Genomic DNA, 26,850 nt, shown 5'->3' with positions numbered 1-26,850 from the left:
ACCGTGCGCGCAGCACTCCAGAGCCAGATAGGCCAGGACAAGCTCGAAGTCGTCGAGGACATGGAGGCCGTGGGCTTCGGCCCCGGCAAGGTGAAGATCCGCATCAAGGCCACCGGCCTGTGCCACTCCGACCTCTCCGCGATGAGCGGGGTGCTGCCGCAGCCCGCCCCCTTCATCCCCGGTCACGAGGGTTCGGGCGAGGTCGTGGACGTCGGTGACGGGGTCACCAGCCACAAGATCGGCGACCGGGTGCTGGTCTGCTGGCTGCCGCCCTGCGGCCACTGCCCGTCCTGCAAGCGCGGCCAGGGCCATCTCTGTCTGGAGGCGTTCGGGAACGTCGCCACCCCCAACTTCCGGCGCGGCGACAGCGACATCTTCGGCTTCGCCGGCACCGGCACCTTCGCCGAGGAGATGGTGGTCCCGGCGGGCTGCGCGGTACCGATCCCCGACGACGTCCCCTTCGACATCGCCGCCCTGATCGGCTGCGGCGTGACCACCGGACTCGGCGCGGCCATCAACACGGCCAAGGTGGAGGCCGGTTCCTCGGTCGCCGTCATCGGCTGCGGCGGCGTCGGCATCTCCGTCATCCAGGGCGCCAAGGTGCAGGGCGCGGCGCAGATCATCGCCGTGGACCCGGTCGCGTCCCGGCGCGAGGCGGCCCTGCGGTTCGGTGCGACCGAGGCGGTCGCGCCGGAGGCCTTCGGCGACGCCAAGAACCGGATCACCGCCGGTGAGGGCTTCGACTACGTCTTCGAGGTGGTCGGCAAGTCCCAGACCACGCAGACGGCCTACGAGATGACCCGGCGCGGCGGCTCGGTCGTGGTCGTCGGTGCGGGCGCGCTCGACGACAACTACTCGATCAACATGTTCTCGCTGTTCTTCGACGAGAAGAAGATCCTGCCCTCGATGTACGGCGGCGGGGACGTCCTGCGCTCCTACGAGCGGACCATCAACCTCTGGCGGGCCGGCCGGGTGGACCTGGCGGGCCTGATCACCCACCGGGTGCGGCTGGCGGAGGTCAACGACGCGCTCGACCAGATGCGGACGGGTGTCGCCCTGCGCACCTGCATCGAACTCTGACCGGCTCCATTCGGATTCCGAGAGGAACTCGCACCATGTCGCTCCCCCTAGAGGGACTTTCCGCGATCGTCACCGGCGCCGGGCGTGGGCTCGGGCGCGCCGAAGCGCTCGAACTCGCCCGCCTCGGCGCGAGCGTGGTCGTCAACGACTTCGGCCAGCCGGGCCGCGACGGCTCCGGCGAGGCCTCGGCCGCCCCGGCCGAGGAGGTCGCGGCCGAGATCCGCGCGGCGGGCGGGCAGGCGGTGGCGCACCTCGGTGACGTGGCCGACTTCGAGCAGGCCGGGGAGCTGGTCGAGCTGGCGATCAGCAGCTTCGGCAAGCTCGACGTCCTGGTCAACAACGCGGGGATCCTGCGCGACCGGATGGTCTTCTCGATGTCGGAGGCCGAATGGGACTCGGTGATCCGGGTCCACCTCAAGGGCCACTTCAACACCACCCACTTCGCGTCCGTGCACTGGCGGGAGCGTTCGAAGGCGGCGGGCGGCCCGGTCTACGGCCGGATCATCAACACCTCCTCCGAGGCCTTCCTCGGCGGCTCCGCGGGCCAGCCGAACTACGCGGCGGCCAAGGGCGGCATCGTCGGGCTCACCACCTCGACCGCGCTGGCGCTGGGCAAGTACGGGGTCACGGCCAACGCCATCTGCCCGCGGGCCCGTACCCGGATGACGGAGGACGTCTTCGCGGGCTTCCAGGTCCCGGAGGAGGGCAAGCTCGACGCGCTGGCGCCCGAGCACGTATCCCCGCTGGTGGGCTACCTGGCCTCGCCCGCCTCGGCGAAGGCGAACGGGCAGCTGTTCGTGGTGCACGGCGGGATCGTGGTCGTGATGGAACGGCCCAAGGTGGCCGCGAAGTTCGACACCACGAAGGAGGCCTTCTCCTACGAGGAACTGGACGAGGTCCTCACCCCGCACTACGACGCCCGGCCCGCGAACGAGACCTTCGCGGCGTCCGAGGTGCTCGGCCTCAAGCACGATTAGTACGGCCCGGTGGCGCCTAGAGTGTCCGATGTGGCGGAAACAGGCGGGGAATTGATCGGCGGCCGGTACCGGCGCGTGGAGCTGATCGGGCAGGGTGGCATGGGCCGCGTGTGGCGGGGCCGGGACGAAACGCTCGGGCGGGATGTCGCCGTGAAGGAGGTGGTGTTCCCGCAGGGAATCACCGCCGATCAGCGCGAGGTCCTGCTCCAGCGCGTCCTGCGCGAGGCGCGCGCGGCCGCGCGGTTGAACCATCCCGGGATCATCACCGTGCACGACGTGGTCGAGCACGCGGGCGCACCCGTGATCGTCATGGAGTACGTAGCCGGAATGTCCCTGGCCACGGCGATCGAGCAGAGCGGTGGGCTGCCGGCGCGAAGGGTCGCGGAGATCGGTGCGGCGATCCTGCGCGCGCTCGGCCGCGCCCACGCGGCCGGGATCATCCACCGTGACCTCAAGCCGGACAACGTCCTGCTGATGGACGACCGGGTGATCATCACTGACTTCGGCATCGCGCACTTGGTGGATTCCACGACGGCGCTCACGCACACCGGCACGCTCATCGGCACGCCGGCCTACATGGCCCCCGAGCAGCTCTCCGGCCAGCCCCCCGCGCCCGCGACGGACTTGTGGTCGCTCGGGGCGACGCTGTACTGCGCGGTGGAGGGGGTACCCCCGTTCAGCGCCGAGACGTTCACCGCGCTGTGCATCGCCGTGGTCACCGGGATGCCGCGCCCCGCACTGCGCGCGGAGGGGCTGGGGGCGGTCCTCGCGGCGCTGCTGACGAAGGATCCGGCACAGCGCGCAGGGGCGGCGCAGGCGCTGGCGGCGCTGGAAGGGGTGGCGCGGACTGGTGCGGCCGCCTACACACCGACGCGCGTCGACACCCCGCCGGGGCCGGTGCCGGAGCCGCCGACGCCCAGGCCGAGCGCACATGCCACCGCGGCGGTGACCGCCGGCATCCTCGCGCTGCTCACCGCCTGCCCGCTCGTCTGGTTCGCGCTCTACAACGTCGTCCACGCCAGCGGGCAGAATGGTCGCTGGTCCGGCCTGGTGTGGGAAAACGTGCTCGGCGGCGTCATCGGCGCCGGGTTGCTGCTGGTCCCGGCGCGGTTCACGTTCGGCCGCAGGATTTCCGGCGCGTGGAGCCTGTGCGCGCTGTGCCTGCTGTACGTCGTGTCGATCTTCCTGTTGGGGCCGCTGCAGGGCACCGTCACCTTCGGTGCTCAGGCCGAGTTCGTCCTCGGCTTCGAGAAGAGCAACGGCGTCGCCGTGGGGCTGACGGTCATCTTCGGCACGCTGACGGCGATCACCGCGGGGATCGCCGCCAGCTTGAAGTCGTACGGACCGTTCCGTTCAGGCCTTCAGGATTAGCCGATGTGGTACGAGTCCCCGTAGACCTTCCAGTCCAGCGGGGTGTTCAGGGCGAGGTTGCCCTTCTTGAGCCAGACGCGCTGCGCGGTGTCCACGCGGCTGGTGTCGCTGTGCGCCTCCTCCTGCTTCATCGCCCACACGCGGGCGTCGAGGAAGGCGTTGAGCCAGGTGGTCTCGTTGCCGCCCTGGGCCGGGGGCTTGGCCTTGCCCAGGGCGCGCTTGCGGATGTTGCGGAAGCTGGTGGAGTCGCTGCCGTCGCCGTGCATGACGATGGCGTCGTAGTAGGCGAACTGGCCGAGCGCGCCCACCCCGTCCGACTTGCCCTGGCTGACGGCCGGGTTGAAGTACACCCGGTCCCGCTCGTGGTCCTGGGCCTGCCTGAAGGTGGCGTCGGTGGCCGCCTTCGCCCAGTCCCTGGTGAAGTTCGAGCCGAGGCCGCTGTGCGACTCGCTGCCGTTGACCTTGCGCAGGGCGGGCAGGTACTTGGCGAGGACGTTGTCCGGCTTGACGCTCGTGTAGTACTCGACGAGGTCGAGCATGTCGCCGGTGCCGGAACAGAAGCCGATGATCCCGGCCGTGTAGCCGCGCCCGTCGCCTATGTCCTCGATGTACTTGTACTGCGCCTTCCAGTCCAGCGAGGAGTTCTCCGCGCTGGAGACGATCTGCATCGCGACGTCCTTCTTCGCCGGGTCGTCGAGGCCGGTCGCCCTGGCGCCGAAGGCGGCCGCCGTGTGGGGGGCGACGGCTGCCGGGGCGGTGGCGGGTGCGGCGTGCGCCGCGACCGGTACGGCGAGGACCGCCGCACCGAGCAGGGCGCCGACGGCCAGCCTCGTACGACGCGAACCAGTGCTGCGGCTGCGGAAATTGGGGGTGAACACGACGCCTCCAGGGGGGAGTTGGTGCGCTCCGCTTATGTTAGGAAACTTACCTATCATATAAACGGGCGCACGGAACACCCCTCCGGCGCGATATGACGGACGGTCAGCGACGGTTACTGGAAGGGTCGCTGGAAGGGGCTGCTACCGCAGCGGCGCCTGCTGGAGCGGTACGGGCCGCTGCGCGGCGGCGGGCACCGGCTCCGGTTCCAGCCGCACCCGCGGCGGCGGGCTCTGCGGCAGCCCCAGGCTCACCACACCGCACGGGACGGACGGGGTCGCGTACGGCAGCCGCAGCCGCCCCTCGCGCGACCACAGCCCGGTACCGACCCAGCCCGTGGGCGCCCCGAGCCGGAACACGTGCCGGTCCGCCGGGCGCCACAGCGCGATCCCGGCCGCACCCGCGGCGGCGCCCACGCCCGGCTCGCCGATCCGCAGCGCCACCGCGCAGCTCTCCGGCATCAGCATCTGCCCCGGCTGCACCGCGAACGGCACCGCCGAAGCCCCCTCGGCCCGCAGGCACTCCGGGAAGCGCACCGGACGCGAACTCCCCAGCACCCCCCAGCCGAGGCGGGCCCCCTCGCCCGGCGACGGCGCGTCCGAGCGGATCAGCAGCAGCCCGCTGTCCGGATCGGCCAGCAGCAGGTGGTCGTCACTGGCCTCGGCGATCTGGAGCAGCGGCGAGACCTCGCCGCCGCGGCCCAGGTCCACCACGACGGCCTTGGTGCGCCCGTCCCGTTCCCGGTCCAGGGCCAGCAGCCGCCCCTCCCGGTCCAGCCACACGCCCCCCGAGCAGCGCCCGGGCACCTCGGCGACCCGCTCGGGACCGAAGGCGCCCCCGGCCACCTGCCACACCGTGGTCGACTCCGCGCCGACGGCCAGGGCGTACGCGCCGCGCCCGTCCGGCGCCGGGGGCAGCAGCGTCAGCGGCCCGCACTCCAGGGCGCCGAGCGGAAGCTGCCCGGTGCGGGGGCCGTGCGTGCCGTGCGCGGTGCCGTACGTCCCGCCGTGCGTGCCGGTCGGGTAGAGCAGGGAGAACGCGTGGTGCCCGGCGACCCGGCGGTGGATCAGCACCCGCCCGTCGGCCAGCGGGAGGACCTCGGTGTCGGCCTCCTCGGGCTGCTCCAGCGGGAGCGGAACGGCGTACGGCTCGGGGCCGTCCAGGGTCCAGCGCTCGGGGTAGCGGGCCTGGCCCTCCCCGGCGAGCCGGGCGGCGTACGAGCCGTCCGCGGCGATGACGAACCCGGGCCCCGCCACCCCCGCTGGCGCGGCCTCCGCATCCCCGCCCGCCGGGGCGTCCGGCTCGGGTCCGGCCTCCGCTCCGCCCTCGGTGGTCGCTTCCGCCACCGGCTCCTCAACAGCACAGGCAGTCATCCCTGCGTCACCTCCGGTCAGGAAGCTAGTTTTCGCGCTTCCTGCCGAACGGCATGACCGCCCGCACTTCACACGTACGGGTGGCCGCCCGGCGGTTCGGCTGTGAAGCGGGAGGCGATTGTGCTGTGCGATATCGGGGCGTTTAGGGTGGCGTGGTGTGGTTAGGTTTACCTAACTGCATCACGCCACCTTGTTCCGTCCCCCATTCCAGGAGTTGTGACATGCCCTTCCGACGTCGCGGCACGGCCGCCGTCGCCCTCGCCGCCGCAGCCGCGCTCGTCCTCACCGCCTGCGGCGGCCAGGACGGCAAGGCGGGCAAGGAGGCCCCGGCCGGGAGTGGCGGGGACAAGAAGGCCGTGGCCCAGGGAGGCAAGGACTTCTCCGACGCCGCGAAGAAGACGGCGGCCTTCGGGACCACCGCAGCGGCCGGGCAGTTCCCGCGCACCGTCGACCACGCGATGGGCGCCACCGAGATCAAGGCCGCCCCGAAGCGGGTCGTCGTCCTGGACGTCGGCGAACTCGACAACGTCGTCTCGCTCGGCCTCCAGCCCGTCGGCTACGCCCCCACCGAGGGTGACGAGGGCATCCCGGACTACCTCAAGAACGGCGCGGGCGCCCCCAAGTCCGTCGGCACGGTCAACAGCCTCAACCTGGAAGCGATCAACGCCCTCAAGCCCGACCTGATCCTCGGCAGCCAGCTGCGCTCCGCGGACAAGTACGCCGCGCTCTCGAAGATCGCCCCCACCGTGTTCTCCATCCGCCCGGGCTTCCCGTGGAAGGAGAACTACCTCCTGAACGCGGCCGCGCTGGACAGGACCGCCGAGGCCAAGGCCAAGCTCGACGCCTACCAGGCGAAGGCGAAGAAGCTCGGCGACGACCTCGGCGCGCACAAGCCGACCGTCACGATGCTGCGCTACATGCCGGGCAAGACCCGCCTGTACGCCGGAGCCTCCTTCATCGGCACCATCCTCAAGGACACCGGCATCCCGCGCCCGCAGAACCAGCAGGCCGAGGAACTGGCCGTGGAGATCAGCCCCGAGCGCATGGACGAGGCCGCCGCCGACTGGATCTTCACCGGCGTCTACGGCACCAAGGACAAGACCAAGCGGGACTCCGCCGAGGCCAACCCGCTCTGGAAGGGCCTGGACGCGGTCAAGAAGGGCCAGGCCAAGGACGTACCGGACGAGACCTGGTACCTCGGCCTCGGCGTGACCGCCGCCGACAAGGTCCTCGACGACCTGCGGACCTCCCTGGTCAAGTAGCAGCCCCGTCAAGTGGCACCCTCCGCCCCGGGCGCACCCCCGCTGGTCGGCGGGGGGTGCGCCACGGACGGTAGCCTTGGCCTGTGCCCCGTCTCTCTGAAGTCATCACCGCGCTGGACGCGCTCTGGCCCCCCTCGCGGGCCGAGCAGTGGGACGCCGTCGGAACCGTCTGCGGCGACCCCGATGCCGAGGTCGCCCGGGTCCTGTTCGCGGTGGATCCCGTACAGGAGATCGCCGACGAGGCGGTGAAGCTGGGCGCCGACCTGATCGTCACCCACCACCCCCTCTACCTGCGCGGCACCACCACCGTCGAGGCGGGCACCTTCAAGGGCCGCGTCGTGCACACGCTGATCAAGAACGACATCGCGCTGCACGTCGCCCACACCAACGCCGACAGCGCCGACCCCGGGGTCTCCGACGCCCTCGCGGGCGCCCTGGACCTGCGGATCACCGGGCCGCTCGTGCCCGACCCCACCGACCCCGAGGGCCGCCGGGGCCTGGGCCGGGTGTGCGTCCTGGACCACCCCGAGACGCTGCGCGAGTTCGCCGCGCGCGCCGCCGCCCGGCTGCCGCACACCGCGCAGGGCATCCGCGCCGCGGGCGACCCGGACGCGCTGATCCGCACCGTCGCCGTCAGCGGCGGCTCCGGCGACAGCCTCTTCGACCACGTGCGGGCCGCCGGCGTGGACGCCTTCCTCACCGCCGACCTGCGCCACCACCCGGTGTCCGAGGCGCGCGAGCAGTCCCCGCTCGCCCTCGTCGACGCCGCCCACTGGGCCACCGAGTGGCCCTGGTGCGAACAGGCCGCGGCGCAGCTCGACGCGATCTCCGAGCGCCACGGCTGGGGTCTGCGGACCCACGTCTCGCGCACGGTCACCGACCCCTGGACGGCGCACGCGCCGTCCGTTTCCGCCCCTTCTCTCCCTGGAGCCCCCAACTGAACGCCGAGCCCGCCGACCAGATCCGACTTCTCGACGTCCAGGCCCTGGACGTGCGGCTGTCCCAGCTCGACCACAAGCGCAACTCGCTGCCCGAGCACCTTGAGCTGGAGTCCCTGACCAGCGACCTGACACAGCAGCGCGACCTTCTCGTCGCCGCGCAGACCCAGGAGAGCGACGCCGCCCGCGAGCAGGTCAAGGCCGAGCAGGACGTGGACCAGGTCCGCACCCGCACGGTCCGCGACCAGGCCCGCCTCGACTCCGGCGTGGGCGTCTCCGCCCGCGACCTGGCGAACCTGCAGAGCGAGCTGGTCTCCCTCGCCAAGCGCCAGGGCGACCTGGAGGACGTCGTCCTCGACGTCATGGAGCGCCGCGAGTCCGCCGCCGAGCGCGTCGCCGAGCTGAGCGCGCGCGTCACCGCCCTCCAGGGCAAGGCCGACGACGCCACCGTGCGCCGCGACGCCGCCCTCGCCGCCTTCGACACGGACGCCGCGAAGGTCGCCAAGGACCGCGAGCTGATCGTCGCCTCGATCCCGGCGCCGCTGATCGCCCTGTACGAGAAGATCCGCGCCAAGCAGAACGGCGTCGGCGCGGCCAAGCTCTACCAGCGCCGCTGCGAGGGCTGCCGCCTGGAGCTGGACATGGCCGAGGTCAACGAGATCAAGAGCGCGGCCCGCAACGAGGTCGTCCGGCACGAGAACTGCGGCCGCATCCTGGTCCGTACGGCGGACTCGGGCATCTGATGCCGCGCGTGGTCGTCGAGGCGGACGGCGGGTCCCGGGGCAACCCGGGCCCCGCGGGCTACGGCGCGGTGGTCCTCGACCCGGTCACGGGGGAGACCCTCGCCGAGCGGGCCGAGTACATCGGCGTCGCCACCAACAACGTCGCCGAGTACAAGGGCCTGGTCGCGGGCCTCACCGCCGTCCGCGAGCTGTTCCCCGACGCCACGGTGCTGGTGCGGATGGACTCCAAGCTCGTCGTCGAGCAGATGTCCGGCCGCTGGAAGATCAAGCACCCGGACATGAAGCCGCTCGCCGCCGAGGCCGCGCGGATCCTGCCGCGCGCCCAGGTGACGTACGAGTGGATCCCGCGCGAGCGCAACAAGCACGCCGACCGGCTCGCCAACGAGGCGATGGACGCGGGCAAGCGGGGCAGGCAGTGGGAGCCCTCCGCTTCCTCCGCCGCCCTCGACCACGGGGCGGCCCGGGCGCTGGCCACCCCGCCGCCGTCCGGCCCGCCCGGGGACGCGACGGCCGGCGCCGCCGCGGCCCGCGCCGCGCTCGCGGGGGCCCGTAGTCCTTCTTCGGCGTCCCCGGCCGCGGGGGCGGACACGCTGTTCGCGGACTCGGACGAGCCTGCCGAGGCTCCGGCGGCGAGCGCGCCCGGCTGGGGGGCGCCCGACCTCGGGACGCCCGCCACCTTCGTGCTGCTCCGGCACGGCGAGACCGCCCTCACCCCGCAGAAGCGCTTCTCCGGCAGCGGCGGCAGCGACCCCGAACTCTCCCCGGCCGGGCGCCGCCAGGCCGAGGCCGTCGCCGCCGCGCTCGCCGCCCGCGGCACCGTCCAGGCGATCGTCAGCTCCCCGCTGCGCCGCTGCCGCGAGACCGCGCAGGCCGTCGCCGACCGGCTCGGACTGCCCGTCACGGTCGAAGAAGGGCTGCGCGAGACCGACTTCGGCGCCTGGGAGGGCCTCACCTTCGGCGAGGTCCGGACACGCTTCCCGGCCGACCTCGACGCCTGGCTGAAGTCCGCGAAGGCGGCCCCCACCGGCGGCGGCGAGAGCTTCGCCTCCGTCACCCGCCGGGTCGCGGCCGCCCGCGACCGGCTGCTCGCCGCGCACGCGGGCCGTACGGCGCTGCTGGTCACGCACGTGACCCCGGTCAAGACCCTGGTGCGGCTCGCCCTCGGCGCCCCACCGGAATCCCTGTTCCGGATGGAACTGGCCGCGGCCTCGCTCTCTGCCGTGGCCTACTACGCCGACGGCAACGCCTCGCTGCGGCTGCTCAACGACACCTCGCACCTCAGGTAGGACCCGAGGTGGAAACGGCTCCGGCCCGCACCCAAGGGGTGCGGGCCGGAGCCGTTGTGACGCAATGACGAAGGCGCGCAGACCGACACAAGCTGTACGCCGGGTTCTGTCGCCCGGTGATCTCGCGATCGCCGGGGAGACGGCCATCCATCTAGGACCGGCGTTGCCGCCGGCCTCGTGCGGTCTACCCGCGGACTCGGGCGGGCAGCCCTCGAACGTCCGCGCAGAGCCGTCCGGAGACGACTCCTCTTGACCTTGCTCCGGGTGGGGTTTACCTAGCCGCCTGAGTCACCTCAGGCGCTGGTGGTCTCTTACACCACCGTTTCACCCTTACCCGGGACCGAGGTCCCGGGCGGTCTGTTTTCTGTGGCACTGTCCCGCGGGTCACCCCGGGTGGCCGTTAGCCACCACCCTGCCCTGTGGAGCCCGGACGTTCCTCGGCGGGATCCGGAGATCCCGACGCGGCCGCCCGCTTGTGTCGTTCTGCGCTGCGACCATGCTACCCGCCGTCACGAGGGAGCGGATCCCGGCTACGCCACGGTGAACAGCACGCCCGCCGCCGTCGCCGGGTCCGCGGAGGTCAGCGTGACCCGGATGCGGGAGCCCAGGGGGAGCGGGGCCGCGGGCGATTCCACGCGGCCCACCACCGCCGGGTCCTCCAGATGGACCGTGCCCACCGTCGGCTCGTGGTCCTTGACGTCGATCACCGTGGCCTCGAAGGTCTCGCCCACGCGGTCCTTGAGGAGCGCCGCCTCCACCAGGTCCACACAGCCCCGCTCCACCGCGTTGGCCAGCCGGGTCCCGTCCGCCATCTCCTTCGGCAGGGTCGCCAGCGCCGCCACCGCCCACTCCGGCGCGGCCGTGCCCGCCACCGCGGCCAGGCACAGCTCGCCGGAATACCGGTCGACGAGCCGGCGCAGCGGGGCCGTGCAGTGCGCGTACGGCGCCGCGACCGCCGCGTGCAGCGCCGGGGACGGGACCTCACCGTTCGTGAAGGCCGTGTACCCGGCCCCGCGCAGCAGCGCCGTGCACTCCTGGAGGAACGCCGCGTGCGCCGGGAGGTGCGGGTCCAGGGAGCGCACCAGCTGCGCGTACGGCACGTGGTGCGGCCAGTCGATGCGCAGCGCCTGCGCGGCCCGCCGCAGCCGGCCCACCGCGCCGTCGGGGGCCGAGGGCAGGGTGCGCAGGATGCCGGTGCCCGACGCGATCATCAGGTCCGCGGCCGCCATGCCCGTCATCAGCGAGATCTGCGCGTTCCAGCCGTCCGCGGGCAGCGGGGCCCGGTAGACCAGCGTGTACGTGCCGTCCTGCTCCACGACCTCCTGCTCGGGCACGTTCAGCGAGATCCCGCCGCGCTCGGTCTCCAGCGCCTCGCGCAGCGCCCCGATGTCCTTCAGCAGGGCGAGCGGCTCCTCCGCGGTGCCGCCGTCGATCATCTTCTGGACGCCCTCGTAATCCAGCTTCGCGCGGCTCCGTACGAGCGCCCGCCGGACCTCGGTGGACACCACCCGGCCGTCCGCGTCCAGGTCGAGCCGCCACAGCAGCGCCGGGCAGGTCTGGCCGGGCAGCAGGCTCGCCGCGCCCTCGGACAGGACCGGGGGATGCAGCGGGACCCTCCCGTCGGGGAAGTACAGGGTCGTCACCCGGCGGTGCGCCTCCGCGTCCAGGGCGCCGCCCGGGGTGACGAAGGCCGCCACGTCCGCGATCGCGTAGTGCACCCGGAACCCGCCGCCCGGCCGCCGGGCCAGGTGCATGGCCTGGTCCAGATCGGTGGAGGTCGGCGGATCGATGGTGAACAGGGCGAGGTCGGTGGCGTCCAGGACGTCCGGGGCGTTCGGGGCGGGTGGCCGGGGTGCCTTCGCGGCCCGCTCGGCCTCCGCCCGTACCTCCGGAGGGAAGTCCTGCGGCACGCCCAGCCGCGTCCGCAGGTCGCGCAGCGCGGCCGACAGAGCAGCCCCGTCCGCGCCGGTCATGTGCAGGTGACGGCGTGGCATGGACCGAGCCTATGGCCGGGGCGGCGGAGCGGCGCGGCGAGCCGTCTACTCTGGCCGGGGGGCCGCACCCCCCGCCGCGCGCCGTTTCGGCCGTACCGAAGGAGAACCACCGTGCTCGTGCTGCTGCCGCCGTCCGAAGGAAAGGCCGCCGGCGGCTCCGGCGCACCCCTCAAGGCCGAGGGGCTGTCCCTGCCGGGGCTGGCCCCCGCCCGCGCGGCGGTGCTGGACGAACTCGTCGAGCTGTGCGCGGCCGACGAGGACAAGGCCCGCGAGGTGCTCGGGCTCAGCGAAGGGCTGCGCGGCGAGGTCGCCAAGAACGCGGGCCTGCGGAGCGCTGCCGCGCGGCCGGCCGGGGAGATCTACACCGGGGTGCTGTACGACGCCCTCGGCCTCGCCGACCTCACCCCGGCGGCCCGGGCGCTCGCCGATTCCTCCCTGCTGGTCTTCTCCGGGCTGTGGGGGGCCGTGCGGATGACGGACCGGATCCCCTCCTACCGCTGCTCGATGGGCGTCAAGCTGCCGGGGCTGGGGGCGCTGGGGGCGTACTGGCGCGGCCCGATGGCGGAGGTCATGCCCGAGGCGGCGGGCGACGGGCTGGTCCTGGACCTGCGGTCCGCGGCCTATGGCTCCGCCTGGAAGCCGAAGGGGGAGGTGGCGGGGCGGACGGCGACCGTGCGGGTGCTGCACTCGCAGGTCGTGGACGGGGTGGAGAAGCGGTCGGTGGTCAGCCACTTCAACAAGGCCACCAAGGGGCGGCTCGTCCGTGACCTGCTCCTGGCCGGGGCGGTCCCCGCTGCCCCTGCCGACCTGGTCACGGCCCTGCGGGACCTCGGCTTCACCGTGGAGACCACGCCCCCCGCGAAGCCGGGCCGGGCCTGGGCCCTCGACGTGATCGTCACCCAGATCCACTGACCCGGGCTCTGCCCGGACCCGCGCCTCAATCGCCGGCGAGGCTGGAAATGCCCGCCGGCGGTGGCTCTGATGCTGGGCAAGTTCAGCCCGTCCGGCGTTTGAGGACCGGGTCTGGGCGGAGCCCGGGACGCTCAGCGGCGGGCGACGTTCGTGCTCAGCCGCGGGGCGTCTGCCCTCCGGGGGCGCCTCAAACGCCGGCGGGGCTGGAGATGCCCGCCAGCGGCGGCCCTAGTGCCGGCGGGGCTGGAGGTGCCCGCCAGCGGTGGTCGAGGGCCGGCGGGGCTGGAGGTGCCCGCCAGCGGCGGGGCTGGAAGGGCCGGGGTCAGCGGCCCAGGGGCCAGGCTACGGCTTGGGGGGTGTGGGGGGTGGTGCCCGCGTAGTGGGCGCAGGCGTCGGTGAGGGTTTCGAGGAGGGTCAGGGGGTCCGGGAGCTGGTGCTCCATGCCGCGGAGCCAGGTGACCGCCAGGTCACCGGGGAGACGGGCCGGGGGGACCAGGACGTAGCTGCCCCGGCAGTGCCACCGCAGCCCGGGGTGTTCGTCCATGGTCTCGGGATGGCAGTCCAGCTCGCACGGCCACCACTCGTCCTCGTCCTCCGGCGTCCCCCGCGTCGCGGTGAAGAAGAGCATCCGGGCGTGGTCGCCCGTACCGCCGGATTCGGCGACGGGCCCTACGTCGATGCCGGCGGCCAGCAGCCGTTCCAGCGCGCTGTGCCCGGCTTCCAGCGGGACGTCCAGGACGTCGTGGACCATGCCGGTCGCGGTGATGAAGTTGGCCTCGGGCTGGTTGCGGGCCCAGCGTTCGACCTGCGCGCGGTCGGTGGTCGACTGCGTCTGCCAGGCGAAGGAGATCGGGTGCCGCGCGGGGGTGGGACAGCCGATGCGGTCGCACGAACACCGGTAGCCGGCGGGATGCGCGGCGGGGGAGAGCGGCAGGCCCGCGGCGGCGACGGCCAGGAGCAGCGCTTCACGCTCGCGTCCGGGGTCTTCGGCGGCCGGTTTGGACCGGCGGCGCAGCCATTGGGAAATCCTGCTCTGCGGACCGCGCGTGACGCGGTCGGACTCTGACCCCATCTATCCCCTCACCTCACCGTTACCCCGGCAGACCCCACCATGGTCCCACCATCCTGCGCCCCGGGTGACCGCACTCCCCGACCGGGGGTCCGCGGACGAGGGCTCCCGTTCCGGCAACAACCCCTATAGAACTGCCCATTTCAGCCATCGGTTCCCGGCCCTTCGCGCACAAGTGCGCCCCGGTGACTTTCGACACGGCGAAGGGTTGCCAGGAAACCACCCGATCAGTTCACTGCGCTGTCCCCCCTTGAGGAGAGACGATTCTCTTCACAGTCGGTCCACGTCCGCCGTGAGGAGCTTTCTTTGCGCAGAGACGCCACACCCCGGCGTTACCTGATGTGCCCACCCGCGCACTTCAAGGTCACGTACTCGATCAATCCGTGGATGGATCCCACGAAACCGGTCGACCTGCCCCTCGCACTCGCCCAATGGGAAGACCTGAGGGACCGTTACCGCTCCCTCGGCCACACCGTCGAAACGCTCCGGCCGCAACCCGGCCTGCCCGACATGGTCTTCGCGGCGAACGGCGCCACCGTCATCGACGGCCGCGTCTTGGGCGCCCGCTTCGCGTATCCGGAACGCGCCGCCGAGGCCGAGGCGCACCTGGACTGGTTCCGGGGGCACGGCTTCACGGAGGTGCACGAGCCGTCCCACATCAACGAGGGCGAGGGGGACTTCGCGGTCACCCGGTCCTACGTCCTCGCGGGCCGGGGCTTCCGCTCCAGCCCGCTCTCCCACGACGAGGCCCAGGAGTTCTTCGGCCGCCCGGTGATCGGCCTCGACCTGGTCGACCCGCGCTACTACCACCTGGACACCGCCCTGAGCGTCCTGGACGGCGACGAGGTCATGTACTACCCGGAGGCCTTCTCACCGGGCAGCCGGTCGGTGCTGCGGCGCCTCTTCCCGGACGCCCTGCTCGCCTCCGGGCAGGACGCGGCGGCCCTCGGGCTCAACGCGGTCTCCGACGGCCGTCACGTCCTGCTCCCGCAGGCGGCGGCGGGCCTGATGGGCCCGCTGCGCGCGCGGGGCTTCGAACCGGTCCCGATGGACCTGACCGAGCTGCTCAAGGGCGGCGGCAGCGTGAAGTGCTGCACCCAGGAGCTGCGCCAGGCAGAGGGGGAGGTGCCGGGCTAGCGGGTGTCCGGGACCGGCGGCCATTCCTGGCCCCAGTCGGCGTCCCGCGCCGCCTTGTACAGGTCACCGTGGCGCTTGGTCACGGTGATCCGGGACAGGCCCGGGGCCGGGGCGTTGGCGGCCGGGGCGTTGGCGGCCGCCGGTTCCGCGGACGCTTCCGGTTCCGCGGACGCCGCCGGTCCGCACAGGTCCAGCAGGACGAGGCCCTTGCGGATCTGCGGCTTGCGGGTGATCCGCGCGGTGGCCGGGGTCACCGGGACCCGGGTGGCGGCGACGTAGCTGAACTTCTCGTCCTCGTAGGCCAGCGAACCGCCCTTGACCTGCCGGTGCAGCGAGGAGCGGCTGACCCGGGCCGAGAAGTGGCACCAGTCCTCGCCGACCACGACCGGGCAGGTCCCGTCGTGCGGGCAGGGGGCCGCGATCCGCAGCCCGGCGGCGATCAGCTGGTCGCGGGCCTCGCGCACGCGCAGGTACCCGTCGGGCGTCCCCGGCTCGATGATCACCACGGTCCGCGCGGCGCGGGCCGCCTCGGCGACCACGGCGCCGCGCGCCTCGGGGGTCAGCTCGCCCAGGACGTACGACACCGTCACCAGGTCCGCCTCGGGCAGCTCCAGCCCCGCGCCGATCACCGCGCGCCGCCACACGGCGCCGCGCAGCACCTCGGAGGACGAGGATCCGGCCAGTTCGCGGCCCAGGGTCAGCGCGGGTTCGGCCCAGTCGAGCACGGTGGTCTCACGGGGGCCGTCCCAGGTGGCGTCGACCGCCCAGGTCGCGGCTCCCGTGCCGCCGCCGACGTCCACGTGCGAGGCGGGCGCCCAGTCCGGGGCCGCGATCGCGAGGGCGTCGAGTGCCGCCCGTACCGCCTCGAACGTCGCGGGCATCCGGTACGCCGCGTACGCCGCGACGTCGGAGCGGTCGCGCAGGACCGGGGCGTCCGTCGGGGTCTGGCCGCGGTAGCTGGCGATGAGCCGCTCCACGGCGGCCGTGGCCTGCTTCGGCGGGAGCCCGTCGAGCAGCCCGCCGAGCGCGGAGCGGAGGGTGTCGGCGGAGGTGGGTACAGAGCGGTTCACCCGCTGAGTTTACGGCGCCGCAACGACCAGGGATTCCCGCGACTGCCAGGGGCGGCACAGGCCCAGGAAGCAGGCGGCCGACAGCAGCGAGCACACCAGCTGGACGACGGCCATGGGCACCGCCGTGTGCTCTCCCGCGATCCCGACGAGCGGCGAGGCGACCGCGCCGACCAGGAACGAGGAGGTGCCCAGCAGGGCGGAGGCGGAGCCCGCCGCGTGCGGGGTCCGCATCAGGGCCTGCGCGTTGGTGTTGGGCAGCAGCAGGCCCATCGCGGACATCAGGACGAAGAGCGCGGCGGCGACCGGGAACAGCCCGGCCTCGCCGAAGATCCCGCTCGACATCACCAGCAGCGCCACAGAGGCGGCCGTGATGACCGCGAGGCCCACGGCGAGCGCCTTGTCCAGGCTGACCCGGCCCACGAGCAGCTTGCCGTTGATCTGGCCGACGATGATCAGGCCGACGGAGTTGATGCCGAAGAGCAGGCTGAACTCCTGCGCGGAGGCGCCGTAGATCTCCTGGATCACGAAGGGCGAGGCGGAGATGTAGGAGAACAGGGCGGCGAAGGCGAAACCGCCCGCCAGGGTGTAGCCCGCGAAGACCCGGTCGGCGAGCAGCCCGCGCATGGTGTGCAGGGCCGCGCCGACCCCGCCGGTCTGGCGGCGCTCCGGCGGCAGGGTCTCGCCGAGCCCGCGCCAGGTCAGGACGGTGAGGAGCGTGCCGACGCCGGTCAGGACGAGGAACACCCCGCGCCAGTCGGCGAACCGCAGCACCTGGCCGCCGACGAGCGGGGCGACGATGGGGGCGGCGCCGGATATGAGCATGAGGGTGGAGAAGAACCGGGCCATCTCGACCCCGTCGTACAGGTCGCGCACGGCGGCCCGCGCGATCACGATCGCGGCGGCCCCGGCGAGGCCCTGGACCAGCCGGAAGCCGATGAGGAGCTCGATGGTGGGGGCGAAGGCGCAGACGGCGGTGGCCAGGACGTAGACGACCATGCCGGTCAGCAGCGGGGTGCGCCGCCCCCACTTGTCGCTCATCGGTCCGATGACCAGCTGGCCGAGGGCCATGCCGATGAGGCAGGCGGTCAGGGTGAGCTGGACGGTGGCGGCGGGGCTGCTCAGGGAGCTGGTGACGGCGGGCAGGGCCGGCAGGTACATGTCCATGGACAGCGGCGGGAGGGCGGTGAGCCCGCCGAGTATGAAGGTGACGAGCAGCCCGGTCCGGCGGGCGGCCGTGACGGCGGCCGTTGTGGGTTCCGTGGTGCCGTCTGTGGGGGTGGGGGCCGTCGCGGGACCTCTCTCCGGCATGCGGAACTCCGTCTTCTCGTCGATCGTCTTATCGTTTCTTCGCACCCCTGGCCGATTCATGTTCTCAGCTATCGGAACGTCCGGGGGACGAAGTGCGCCCTCACGTACATTGCGGCCTCATGAACGCAAGCACGAAGAAGACCGCCGTCGTGACCGGAGCGGGCTCCGGCATCGGGCGTACGGTCGCCCTCGCCCTGGCCGGCGCGGGCTGGAGCCTGGCCCTCGCGGGGCGCCGGGCCGGGGCCCTGGAGGAGACGGCCGCGGCGGCGCGTGCCGGTGCGGGTGCCGGGGTGGACGTCCTGTGCGTGCCCACCGACGTGAGCGACCCGGCGGACGTCGACGCGCTGTACGCGGCCGTCGCGGACCGGTACGGGCGCCTCGACCTGCTCTTCAACAACGCGGGCACCTTCGGGCCGGGCGGGGTCGCGCTGGAGGACATCACCTACGAGGCCTGGAAGCAGGCCGTCGACGTCAACCTCACCGGGTCCTTCCTGTGCGCACAGGGCGCCTTCCGGATGATGAAGGCCCAGGACCCGCAGGGCGGCCGGATCATCAACAACGGATCCATCTCCGCGCACGTCCCGCGGCCGAACTCCATCGCCTACACGGCGACCAAGCACGCGATGACGGGCCTGACGAAGTCGCTGTCGCTGGACGGGCGGCCGTACCGGATCGCCTGCGGGCAGATCGACATCGGCAACGCGGCCACGGAGATGACGGAGCGGATGCAGACCGGGATCCTGCAGGCGGACGGGCGGCTGGCGGTGGAGCCGGTGATGGACGCGGGGGATGTCGCGCGGACCGTCGTCCACATGGCGGAGCTGCCGCTCGGGGCGAACGTCCAGTTCGCGACGGTCATGGCGACGACCATGCCGTACATCGGCCGAGGCTGACCGGTCCCCCGACCGGGCGCGCCTTCCGGGCTCCGCCCGGACCCGGGCAAATCCAGCCTGCCCGGCGTTTGAGGGCCCGCCGGAGGCAAGCGCGGCCACATTCGGCCTGCGGCTGGTCGTCCCGGGCTCCGCCCGGACCCGCGCCTCAAACGCCGACGGGGCTGGATTTGGCTGGCGTGGGTGGGTTTGCCTGGCGGGGTGGAGTTGGCTGGCGTGGGTGCGGGGTTGCCTGGCGGAGCCGAGGGGGGCAAATCCAGCCTGCCCGGCGTTTGAGGGCCCGCCGGAGGCGTGAATGGCCGGACTCGGCCCGCACTGGATGTGCCCGGCCCGGGAATGGGCGGGACGACTCGGAGGTTGAGGCGGGCATGGCGACTGAGATCTTGAGGTACACGGCCTTTTCCGCTGATCCCGCAGGGGGGAATCCCGCCGGGGTCGTGCTCGATGCGCGCGGGCTCGGCGAGGCGCGGATGCTGGAGATCGCCGCGGAGCTGGGGTACAGCGAGACCGCGTTCCTGACCGCCCCGCCCGAGGGACTCGGCGAGGAGGGGCGGGCGTTCACCGTGCGGTACTTCAGCCCCAAGGCCGAGGTCCCCTTCTGCGGCCACGCCACCGTCGCCACCGCCATCGCCCTGGCCGAGCGCCAGCGGACCGGCCCCGGCGAGCTGGTCTTCGCGACCCGCGCCGGTACCGTCCCCGTCTCGGTGACCGCCGACGAAGACGGGGGCCTGCGCGCCACCCTCACCAGTGTGGAACCGCACCTGGAGGAGATCGGCGCAGCCGACCTGGCCGAGGCGCTGGCCGCGCTGGACTGGCCGGCCGCCGACCTCGACCCGGCGTTCCCGCCGAAGGTCGCCTACGCCGGGGCCCGGCACCTGGTGCTCGGCGCCGCCACCCGTGAGCGGCTCGCGGACCTCTCGTACGACTTCGCCCGCCTGGAGGCGCTGATGCGGCGCCTGGACCTCACCACCGTCCAGCTCGTGCACCGCGCCGCGCCCGACGTCTTCCACGTCCGCGACCCCTTCCCGGTCGGCGGGGTGGTCGAGGACCCGGCCACCGGCGCCGCCGCGGCCGCCTTCGGGGCGTACGCGCGCGAGCTGGGCCTGGTCCCCGACGAGGCCGTCCTGACCCTGCACCAGGGCGCGGACATGGGCCGCCCGGGCGTGCTGAGCGTCGAGCTGCGCGCGGGCGATTCCCGGGTCCGGGTCGGCGGAGCCGGAGCCCGCATCCTGTGAGGATCGTGACCTACGCCGAGGCGGACCTGCCCGACGCACTCGCCGCGCAGACCGCCGCCCTGGAGGCACAGGCCTGGCCCGGCAGCACGCCCGGCCACGACCCCGCCCTCGCGCCCCGCGTGATGCTGCTCCTGGACGAGGCGGGGGCGGTGGCCGCGGCCCTGACCCTGCTGCACAAGGAGATCCGGCACGCGGGACGCACGTACCGGGCCGCCGGGCTGAGCGCGGTGGTGACCCGCGCCGACGCGCGCGGGCGCGGCCACGGCGGCCGTCTGGTCGCGGCGGCGCGGGCCGCGCTGGCGGCCCGGCCGGGGCCGGACCTGGCGCTGTTCAGCTGTGACCGGGAGCTGGCGGCCTTCTACGAGGCGGCCGGGTTCCGGCGGCTGCCCGGGGCGGTGCTGGTCGGCGGCACGCCCGAGGACCCGCTGGCCACGGACGCGCCGGGCTTCGACAAGGTCGTCATGGCCGAGTTCTTCGGTGAGGCGGAAACGGATCAGGCCGACCCGGCCGCCGCTTTCGCGGGGGCCCGGATCGGCCTGTACTCGGGGACCATCGACCGGCTCTGGTAACCGTTCACTGGTCACTGGTCACCGGTCATACGTCACTTCCCGGCGCCCACCGGGGTCTGCCGCGGCGCGGGCGCCTTCGCCGTATAGAGGAACAGCGCCAGCACGGGCACCAGGTACAGCGCCCACACGGAGATCTGCAGCACGGTCGGGTCCGCCTGGAAGTTGAAGGTCCCCTTCAGCAGGGTCCCGTACCAGCTGTCCGGCGGGATCGCCCCGGTGACGTCGAAGGCCTTGCTGTTCAGCCCCGGCAGGAAGTCCGCCTCCTGGAGGTCGTGGACGCCGTACGCGAGCACGCCCGCGGCGACGACGACGAGCATGCCGCCGGTCCACTTGAAGAACTTCGCCAGGTTGATCTTCAGCGCGCCCCGGTAGAACAGCCAGCCCAGCACGATCGCGGTGCCGATGCCGAGGAGCACCCCGATCAGCGGACCCGCGCCGTCACCGGCCGCGTGCACCGAACGCCACACGAACAGCGAGGTCTCCAGACCCTCCCGGCCGACCGCCAGGAACGCGGTCGTCACCAGCGCGCCGGTGCCCATCGCGAGCGCCGCGTCGAGCTTGCCCTGGAGTTCGCTCTTCAGGTGCCGCGCGGTGCGCTTCATCCAGAAGACCATCCAGGTCACCAGGCCCACCGAAATGATCGACAGGCTGCCGCCGATCGCCTCCTGCGCCTGGAACGTCAGCTCCGAGGTGCCGAACTCCAGTCCCGCGCCGAACGCCAGGGACAGCGCGGCGGCCAGGCCCACGCCGAGCCACAGCGGCCCCAGTTTGTCCTTGTTCCCGGTCTTCACCAGGTACGCGATGAGGATGCAGACGACGAGGCTGGCTTCCAGCCCCTCGCGCAGTCCGATCAGGTAGTTGCTGAACATGTCGGTTCCTCCCCGCCGTTATGCGAACAGCGTCCGGCCCCACCAGTCGTCCTTGTCACGGACGCCCGGCGGGACGGCGAAGACGGCCGAACCCACGTGCTGGATGTATTCGTTGAGCGCGTCGTTCTTCGACAGGCTCCGCTGCACCGGCACGAAACCCTTGCGGATGTCGCGCATGTAGGCCAGGAAGAACAGGCCCGCGTCGAGGCGGCCCAGGCCGTCCGTGCCGTCGGTGAAGGAGTAGCCGCGGCGCAGGATCGTCGCGCCGTTGTTGCTGTCCGGGTGCGCGAGGCGCACGTGGGCGGTCGGCTTCATCGCCTTGAGGAACGGCTCGTCGCGCTCCTTGGCCTTGCCGACCGGCGCGCCCTCGCCCTTGTCGCGGCCGAAGACGTCCTCCTGCTCCTCCAGGGAGGTGCGGTCCCAGGTCTCGATGTGCATCCGGATGCGGCGGGCCACCAGGTACGAGCCCCCGGTCATCCAGTCGCTGCCGTCGCCGGTGGCCGCCCACACGTGCTGGGCGAGGCCCTTGTCGTCGGTGCCCGAGACGTTCCGGGTGCCGTCCTTGAAGCCCATCATGTTGCGCGGGGTCTGCGCGTCGGGCGTCGTGGACGAGGTCTTGCCGAAGCCGAGCTGCGACCAGCGCACCGCGATCTTGCCGAAGCCGATGCGGGCCAGGTTGCGGATGGCGTGCACCGCGACCTGCGGGTCGTCGGCGCAGGCCTGGACGCACAGGTCGCCGCCGGAGCGGGCCGGGTCCAGGTTGTCGCCGGGGAAGGCCTCCAGGTCCACCAGGGCGTCCGGGCGCTTGCCCTCCAGCCCGAAGCGGTCCTTGGCGAACAGGCCGGGGCCGAAGCCGATGGTGAGGGTCAGCCGGGACGGCTTGAGGCCGACGGCCTCGCCCGTGTCGTCCGGCGGGGCCTGCGCGAGGCCGCCGAAGGCGCCCTCGCCGACCGCCTGGCCGGAGGTCATCAGCCGGGCCGCCTCGGTCCAGTCCTTGAGCAGCTTGATCAGCTCGGCGCGGTCCTTCGTCGTCACGTCGAACGCGGCGAAGTGCAGCCGGTCCTGGACGGCGGAGGCGATACCGGCCTGGTGCTCGCCGTGGAAGGGCACGGCCGCGCCCGCGGAGGCCGCGGGGACGGCGTCGGACCCGCCGCCGAGCGCGGCGACCGTACCGCCCGCCGCGGCGGCGCCGAGCGCGAGCCCGGCCCCGCCCCAGCCGAGGACGGAACGGCGCGAGGGCGTGGAGCCCTTGCCGGTGGTGCTGCCGGTGCTGCCGGTGGTGCTGTCGGCGGCGGTCTCAGAGGTGCTCTGCGGCGCGCGGTCGGAGCCGGCTGCCGGATCGGGCGTCATGTCGGACATCAGTGCCTCCCCTTACTTCGCGACGGCGGCGGCGAGCTTGGAGAGCGGTTCGGCCAGCGCGTTGACGCCGTCCGAAAGCTCCTTGCGCTCGGGGGCGCCGACCTTGTCGTACGAGGTGAACTCGTAGCTGCTCTTGTCCGCGCGGTACTTGTCCAGCAGCGTGTTCAGCGCCGCGAACTGGGTGTCCAGCTGCTTGGTGAGCGCCGGGTCGTTCTTCGTGGCGGTCGCCTTCAGCAGCTCGTAGGCCTTCTCGGCGCCTTCGACGTTGCCCTTGAAGTCGACGAGGTCGGTGTGGCTGTAGGTCTCTTCCTCGCCCGTCACCTTGCCGGTGGCGACCTCGTCGAGGAGCTCCTTGGCGCCGTTCGCCATCGAGGTGGGGGTGATCTCCGCCGTGCCGATGCGCTTCTGCCAGTCGGTGACGTCGGTCATCAGCTGGTCGGCGAGCTTCTTCTCCTCGTCACCGATCTTGTTGTCGGCCCACAGGGACTTCTCCAGGCGGTGCCAGCCGGTCCACGTCTGCCCGGCCTCCAGGCCCTTCTCGCGGGTGTCGGTCTTCGGGTCGATGTCACCGAAGGACTCCGCGACCGGCTCGGTGCGCTCCCAGCCGATGCGGGAGGGCGCGTACGCCTTCTTCGCGGCCTCGACGTCGCCGGCCTTGACCGCGTCCACGAAGGCCTGGGTCTTGGGGAGGGTCTCGTCGGCCTGCGCCTGGACGTACTTGCGGTACTCGGCGACGGCCGCGTCCAGCTCGGGGCTGCGCTTCTCGCCGCCCTCGCCGGTGACCTTGAGCTTCTGGCGGATGCCGTCGCCCTTCATGCCGGGCTTGCAGGCGACCTCGTACTCGCCGGGCTTGATCTCGGCGGTGATGGTGGCCTTGGTGCCCGGGCCGATGTTCTCCTTCTCGGTCACGATCCGGCCGTCCGGGAAGAACACGTACAGCTCGGTGACCTTGGAGCCCTTGTTCTCGACCTCGAACTGGACCTTGCCCGACGGGGTCTCCTTCTTGGAGACGTCGCAGGCGGTGTCCGAGGCGGCGACCGTGATCGCCCCGTCGCCCGCGTCCTTCTTCTGGGCGCAGCCCGTGACGGCGGTGAGCGCGGCCACGGCGGCAGCCGCGGTGAAGACGGTCAAGCGGGCGGCGGATCGCATGAGGGGCTCCTGGCGAGGCGGATGGCTGGGCACAGCTGCGTGAGGCTCAGTGAGGCTCGGTGAGGCGGACCTAACTTAACCGAGGCTTACCTGACCGATACCCACTCGTCCAGTGATTCACCTCTCACCTTCCAGCGGTGGACACGGGGTCGTCACGGCCCCGTCACGGGCGCGCCAAGGGAGGGTCAAGTACTGGTCAAGTCGTGGCCTGAACGGACCGGAACCACCAGGGGCGCCCCCGTGCGCGGATGCGCCAGGACCTCGACCGGCTGCCGGTAGACACGGCTCAGCAGGGCGTCCTCGAACACCTCGGCCGGAGGCCCGTCGACCGCGATCCGCCCTTCGTGGAGCACCGCCACCCGATCGGCGTAAGCGGCCGCGAGCCCGAGGTCGTGCAGGACGACGACCACCGCGTCCCCCGCCGCCGCCCGCTCCCGGCAGATCCGCAGCACCAGTTCCTGGTGGCGCAGGTCCAGCGCGGCGGTCGGCTCGTCGAGCAGCAGCAGCGGCGCGGCCTGGGCCAGTACGCGGGCCAGCGCGACCCGGGCCCGCTCGCCGCCGGACAGGGCGGCGAACGGCCGCGCCGCGAAGCCGGTCACCTCGGTGGCGGCCATCGCCGCGGCCACCACCTGGTCGTCGGAGCGGGCGAGCGGGGTGCCGGCCCAGGGCGCGCGGCCCATCCGTACGACCTCCTCCACCGGGAAGGGGAAGGCCAGCGCGGCCGCCTGGGGCAGCACGGACCGGCGCAGCGCCAGGTCGGGGGCCGGCCAGTCGCCGACCGCGCGGCCGTCGATCCGTACCGTCCCGGAGGCGGCGGGCAGATCGGCGGCGAGCGCTGCCAACAGGGTCGACTTCCCCGCGCCGTTGGGGCCGACCAGGGCCAGCACCTCCCCGGCCCGCACCGTCAGGTCGATGCCCCGGAGCACCTCGCGCGCCCCGTGGCGTACGGAGAGCCCCGCGGCCTGCGCGAAGACCGCCCCGGCGGCGGGCCGCTCGGGGACGGCGCGCCCGCGCCGCCCGAACAGGCCGCCGAACCGCTTGCCGGTTGCCGTGGTGGTTGCCGTGGTGGTCACGCCCAGCCTCCTTGTTTGCGGCGGGTGCGACGCAGCAGCCAGAAGAAGAACGGGCTGCCGATCAGGGCGGTCAGCACACCGAGCGGCAGCTCGGCGGGCTGGGCGACGGTCCGGGCGGCCAGGTCGCCCGCGACCAGGACCACGGCCCCGGCGAGCGCGCTGCCGGGCACCAGGAAGCGGTGGCCGGGGCCGTTGGCCATGCGGAGCAGGTGCGGGACGAGCAGGCCCACGAAGGTGATCACCCCGGCGACGGCGACGGCCGCGGCGGTGAGCAGCGCGACCACCAGGACCAGGGCGAGGCGCAGCCGTTCGACGTCCACCCCGAGGTGCCGGGCGGGGCGTTCGCCGAGGGAGAGCAGGTCGAGCTTGCGGGCGTAGACGGGCGCGAGCAGCAGTCCGGCCAGGGCGCAGGGCAGGACGGCGAGTACCTTGGGCCAGGTGGCCTGGGCGAGCGAGCCGAGCTGCCAGAAGGTGATCTGGTTGACCTGGCCGCTGTCCGCGAAGAAGACGAACATGCCGATCAGGGCGCCCGCGAAGGCGTTGACGGCGATGCCGGTCAGGATGAGGGTGACGACTTCCGTCTTCCCGCCGTTGCGGGAGAGCAGGTAGACGGCGGAGACGGTGAACAGGCCCGCGGCGAACGCGCAGACGGTAACCGTCCAGTTGCCGAGGAAGGTCAGCCCGAGGCCGATCGCGGCGACCGCGCCGACGGCGGCGCCCGCCGAGATCCCGATGACCCCCGGCTCGGCGAGCGGGTTGCCGAAGACGCCCTGCATCAGGGCGCCCGCGCAGCCCAGGCTGGCCCCGACGAGCAGGGCGAGCACGACGCGGGGGAGGCGTACGTTCCACAGCACGCTCTCGCCGACCCGGTCCAGGGGGGTCCCGCCGAGCCCGAGGTGGTGCCGGACCGAGCCGAGCACCTCGCCGACCGGGATGCGGTAGGCCCCGGTCCCGGCGGAGACGAGCGCGAGCACGACCAGCGCGGCGACCAGGGCGGCGGTCAGCAGGGCCGCCCTGCCGCGGGGCTTGGCCTTGGCGGGTTCGGGGTCCGCGGCGGGGGCCGTGGGCTCGGAGGTCGCGGGGGAGGTGGCGTCGGAGGGTGCGTCGTAGGACAGGGGCACGTCAGGCGGCCTTGCCGTAGAGCTGGGCGATCAGCGAGGTCAGGACCTGGTCGGTGCGCGGGCCGTAGTTGAGCAGTACGCCGTCGTCCACGGTGACCACGCGGCGGTCCATGCCCGCCGGGGTCTGGGCCACGCCCGGGATCCTGACCAGGCCGTCGATGCCGCCGACCGATTCCAGGCCCTTGGTCATGACGAGGATCGCGTCGGGCGCGGCGGCGGCCAGCGCTTCGCTGGTGATCGGGGTGAAGTCCTTGGCCAGGCCCGACTCCTTGCCCGCGTCCACCGCGCCCGCGGCCTCCAGCAGCGAGCCCGCGCCGGAGTCGGCGCCGCCCAGCAGGTACACCGAGGCGGTGCCGCGCAGGTAGAGGAAGGCGACCCTCGGCTTCTTACCCGGGGCGCCCGGAGCGCCCGATGCGCCCGGGGCGCCCGCCGTGGCCGGAATCGTCTTGCGGGCGGCGGCGATCCGCTCGGCGGTGCGCTGGTCGAGCCGCGTACCGGCGTCCTTGACGCCCAGCGCCGCGGCCACCGCCTCGATCCGCTTCGGTACGTCGGCCAGCGTCTTGGCCGGTGCGATCACGAGCAGGGGGATGCCCGCGTCACGGATCTGCCGGACGGCCTCGGCCGGGCCGGTCGTGGTCTCCGCGATCACCAGGGTCGGCCGCAGCGAGAGCACGCTCTCCGCCGAGACGTCGTGCGCGCGGGTCACCACCGGGAGTTTCGCGGCCTGTTCGAAGGTGGCGGTGATGTCCCGGGCGACGACCCGGTCGCCGAGGCCGAGGGTGTGGACGATCTCGTTGAGGCTGCCGGTGAGCGGCACGATCCGGTCGGCCGAGGCCACCGTGACGCTCGTGCCGTCGGCCGAGGGCACGGTCACCGGCAGGGCGGGGGTCGGCGCGGGCGAGAGCGGCTCCACCCGGTCCGGAGCCGCGGGGGCGTGGGCGGTTGCCCCTGGACTGCCTGGGTGTGGCCCGCAGCCCGCCACGGTCAGTCCGAGGGCCAGTACGGCGGCCAGGGCGACGGCGAGGAGGGGGAAGCGGGGGAAGCGGGGTGACGCGGCGGGCGTAGGCACGAAGGCACCGTCCTGTCGTCCGACGGGAGTCCGGGGGATCCGACTGGAGTCCGGGGGATTGTGGCCGACCGAGGGGTTCCACACCCGACCGGAGGTAGCTTAGGTTAGCCTAACCTGACT

24 protein-coding genes and 1 other RNA gene are annotated in these 26,850 nt (G+C 73.0%); 12 read left to right on the top strand and 13 right to left on the bottom strand.

Annotated features, from left to right (window positions below; all coding sequences use genetic code 11):
- The first annotated feature begins 3 nt into the window (after nucleotides 1-3).
- From OHS33_RS10735 to OHS33_RS10725, 3 genes are read left to right on the top strand one after another with little or no spacing between them, the layout of a single operon-like run.
- On the top strand, nucleotides 4-1,080 hold the full coding sequence (locus OHS33_RS10735; RefSeq protein WP_330330161.1) for a Zn-dependent alcohol dehydrogenase: 1,077 nt from the start codon (nucleotides 4-6) through the stop codon (nucleotides 1,078-1,080).
- A gap of 35 nt (nucleotides 1,081-1,115) precedes the next feature.
- Nucleotides 1,116-2,057 (top strand): 3-oxoacyl-ACP reductase, encoded by a 942-nt coding sequence (locus OHS33_RS10730; RefSeq protein WP_330330160.1) that lies wholly within the window; start codon nucleotides 1,116-1,118, stop codon nucleotides 2,055-2,057.
- Between the two features lie 21 nt (nucleotides 2,058-2,078).
- Nucleotides 2,079-3,428 carry a serine/threonine-protein kinase gene (locus tag OHS33_RS10725; protein WP_330330159.1) on the top strand — a complete coding sequence of 450 codons (1,350 nt, stop codon included), beginning with the start codon at nucleotides 2,079-2,081 and terminating at the stop codon, nucleotides 3,426-3,428.
- On the opposite strand, the gene OHS33_RS10720 is transcribed toward OHS33_RS10725, so the two are convergent.
- Both OHS33_RS10720 and OHS33_RS10715 read right to left on the bottom strand, forming a co-directional pair.
- Nucleotides 3,425-4,306 (bottom strand): chitosanase, encoded by an 882-nt coding sequence (locus OHS33_RS10720; protein WP_330330158.1) that lies wholly within the window; start codon nucleotides 4,304-4,306, stop codon nucleotides 3,425-3,427. The genes OHS33_RS10725 and OHS33_RS10720 overlap by 4 nt on opposite strands.
- 141 nt (nucleotides 4,307-4,447) lie before the next feature.
- Nucleotides 4,448-5,677, bottom strand: coding sequence for a hypothetical protein (locus OHS33_RS10715; protein ID WP_330330157.1), 1,230 nt, complete (start codon nucleotides 5,675-5,677; stop codon nucleotides 4,448-4,450).
- A gap of 221 nt (nucleotides 5,678-5,898) precedes the next feature.
- On the opposite strand from OHS33_RS10715, the gene OHS33_RS10710 reads away from it, so the two are divergent.
- The 4 genes from OHS33_RS10710 to OHS33_RS10695 all read left to right on the top strand — a co-directional run bounded on the left by OHS33_RS10710 (nucleotide 5,899) and on the right by OHS33_RS10695 (nucleotide 9,906).
- Nucleotides 5,899-6,939, top strand: coding sequence for an ABC transporter substrate-binding protein (locus tag OHS33_RS10710; protein WP_330330156.1), 1,041 nt, complete (start codon nucleotides 5,899-5,901; stop codon nucleotides 6,937-6,939).
- Nucleotides 6,940-7,022: 83 nt separating this feature from the next.
- Entirely contained in the window at nucleotides 7,023-7,880 is an 858-nt protein-coding gene (locus OHS33_RS10705) for a Nif3-like dinuclear metal center hexameric protein (RefSeq protein ID WP_330330155.1), read from the top strand.
- Entirely contained in the window at nucleotides 7,877-8,620 is a 744-nt protein-coding gene (locus OHS33_RS10700; protein WP_330334995.1) for a zinc ribbon domain-containing protein, read from the top strand. Before OHS33_RS10705 ends, OHS33_RS10700 begins: the two co-directional genes overlap by 4 nt.
- Nucleotides 8,620-9,906, top strand: coding sequence for a bifunctional RNase H/acid phosphatase (locus OHS33_RS10695; protein WP_330330154.1), 1,287 nt, complete (start codon nucleotides 8,620-8,622; stop codon nucleotides 9,904-9,906). Before OHS33_RS10700 ends, OHS33_RS10695 begins: the two co-directional genes overlap by 1 nt.
- Nucleotides 9,907-9,985: 79 nt before the next feature.
- Here the strand turns inward: OHS33_RS10695 and rnpB are convergent.
- Nucleotides 9,986-10,387, bottom strand: an RNA gene (gene rnpB, locus OHS33_RS10690) — RNase P RNA component class A.
- A gap of 49 nt (nucleotides 10,388-10,436) precedes the next feature.
- Nucleotides 10,437-11,900, bottom strand: coding sequence for an RNB domain-containing ribonuclease (locus OHS33_RS10685; protein WP_330330153.1), 1,464 nt, complete (start codon nucleotides 11,898-11,900; stop codon nucleotides 10,437-10,439).
- A 111-nt stretch (nucleotides 11,901-12,011) separates the two neighbouring features.
- On the opposite strand from OHS33_RS10685, the gene yaaA reads away from it, so the two are divergent.
- Nucleotides 12,012-12,812, top strand: a complete 801-nt coding sequence (gene yaaA / locus OHS33_RS10680) for a peroxide stress protein YaaA (RefSeq protein ID WP_330330152.1) — start codon at nucleotides 12,012-12,014, stop codon at nucleotides 12,810-12,812.
- A 322-nt stretch (nucleotides 12,813-13,134) separates the two neighbouring features.
- On the opposite strand, the gene OHS33_RS10675 is transcribed toward yaaA, so the two are convergent.
- Nucleotides 13,135-13,884, bottom strand: coding sequence for a bifunctional DNA primase/polymerase (locus OHS33_RS10675; RefSeq protein WP_330330151.1), 750 nt, complete (start codon nucleotides 13,882-13,884; stop codon nucleotides 13,135-13,137).
- A 237-nt stretch (nucleotides 13,885-14,121) separates the two neighbouring features.
- Between OHS33_RS10675 and ddaH the strand changes: the two genes are divergently transcribed.
- Nucleotides 14,122-15,018, top strand: a complete 897-nt coding sequence (gene ddaH, locus OHS33_RS10670; RefSeq protein ID WP_443065431.1) for a dimethylargininase — start codon at nucleotides 14,122-14,124, stop codon at nucleotides 15,016-15,018.
- Here the strand turns inward: ddaH and OHS33_RS10665 are convergent.
- A complete protein-coding gene (locus OHS33_RS10665; RefSeq protein ID WP_330330149.1) occupies nucleotides 15,015-16,088 on the bottom strand; it encodes a small ribosomal subunit Rsm22 family protein in 1,074 nt (357 codons plus the stop codon). The two genes, ddaH and OHS33_RS10665, sit on opposite strands and share 4 nt — an antisense overlap.
- 9 nt (nucleotides 16,089-16,097) lie before the next feature.
- Entirely contained in the window at nucleotides 16,098-17,396 is a 1,299-nt protein-coding gene (locus OHS33_RS10660) for a multidrug effflux MFS transporter (RefSeq protein WP_330330148.1), read from the bottom strand.
- A 119-nt stretch (nucleotides 17,397-17,515) separates the two neighbouring features.
- On the opposite strand from OHS33_RS10660, the gene OHS33_RS10655 reads away from it, so the two are divergent.
- The 3 genes from OHS33_RS10655 to OHS33_RS10645 all read left to right on the top strand — a co-directional run bounded on the left by OHS33_RS10655 (nucleotide 17,516) and on the right by OHS33_RS10645 (nucleotide 20,090).
- Nucleotides 17,516-18,289 carry an SDR family oxidoreductase gene (locus OHS33_RS10655; protein WP_330330147.1) on the top strand — a complete coding sequence of 258 codons (774 nt, stop codon included), beginning with the start codon at nucleotides 17,516-17,518 and terminating at the stop codon, nucleotides 18,287-18,289.
- A 365-nt stretch (nucleotides 18,290-18,654) separates the two neighbouring features.
- A complete protein-coding gene (locus OHS33_RS10650) occupies nucleotides 18,655-19,521 on the top strand; it encodes a PhzF family phenazine biosynthesis protein (RefSeq protein ID WP_330330146.1) in 867 nt (288 codons plus the stop codon).
- Nucleotides 19,518-20,090 (top strand): GNAT family N-acetyltransferase, encoded by a 573-nt coding sequence (locus OHS33_RS10645; RefSeq protein WP_330330145.1) that lies wholly within the window; start codon nucleotides 19,518-19,520, stop codon nucleotides 20,088-20,090. Before OHS33_RS10650 ends, OHS33_RS10645 begins: the two co-directional genes overlap by 4 nt.
- A 32-nt stretch (nucleotides 20,091-20,122) precedes the next feature.
- Here the strand turns inward: OHS33_RS10645 and efeU are convergent, their stop codons facing one another.
- The 6 genes from efeU to OHS33_RS10615 all read right to left on the bottom strand — a co-directional run bounded on the left by efeU (nucleotide 20,123) and on the right by OHS33_RS10615 (nucleotide 26,730).
- Nucleotides 20,123-20,959, bottom strand: a complete 837-nt coding sequence (gene efeU, locus OHS33_RS10640; protein ID WP_330330144.1) for an iron uptake transporter permease EfeU — start codon at nucleotides 20,957-20,959, stop codon at nucleotides 20,123-20,125.
- Nucleotides 20,960-20,977: 18 nt separating this feature from the next.
- The gene (efeB, locus tag OHS33_RS10635; RefSeq protein WP_330334994.1) at nucleotides 20,978-22,309 is read right to left on the bottom strand and encodes an iron uptake transporter deferrochelatase/peroxidase subunit; all 1,332 of its coding nucleotides are present in this window, start codon (nucleotides 22,307-22,309) and stop codon (nucleotides 20,978-20,980) included.
- Nucleotides 22,310-22,330: 21 nt separating this feature from the next.
- Nucleotides 22,331-23,467 (bottom strand): iron uptake system protein EfeO, encoded by a 1,137-nt coding sequence (efeO, locus tag OHS33_RS10630; protein WP_330330143.1) that lies wholly within the window; start codon nucleotides 23,465-23,467, stop codon nucleotides 22,331-22,333.
- A 185-nt stretch (nucleotides 23,468-23,652) separates the two neighbouring features.
- Nucleotides 23,653-24,492 (bottom strand): heme ABC transporter ATP-binding protein, encoded by an 840-nt coding sequence (locus OHS33_RS10625; RefSeq protein ID WP_330334993.1) that lies wholly within the window; start codon nucleotides 24,490-24,492, stop codon nucleotides 23,653-23,655.
- A 44-nt stretch (nucleotides 24,493-24,536) separates the two neighbouring features.
- The gene (locus OHS33_RS10620) at nucleotides 24,537-25,655 is read right to left on the bottom strand and encodes a FecCD family ABC transporter permease (RefSeq protein ID WP_443065430.1); all 1,119 of its coding nucleotides are present in this window, start codon (nucleotides 25,653-25,655) and stop codon (nucleotides 24,537-24,539) included.
- Between the two features lie 7 nt (nucleotides 25,656-25,662).
- Nucleotides 25,663-26,730 (bottom strand): heme/hemin ABC transporter substrate-binding protein, encoded by a 1,068-nt coding sequence (locus OHS33_RS10615; protein WP_330330142.1) that lies wholly within the window; start codon nucleotides 26,728-26,730, stop codon nucleotides 25,663-25,665.
- Nucleotides 26,731-26,850 lie beyond the last annotated feature (120 nt).

Origin of the sequence: Streptomyces sp. NBC_00536 (assembly GCF_036346295.1) — a bacterium.
Classification (GTDB): Bacteria; Actinomycetota; Actinomycetes; order Streptomycetales; family Streptomycetaceae; genus Streptomyces.
Note: the sequence above shows the minus strand (reverse complement) of the source record. Positions and strands in the feature narration are given on the sequence as shown.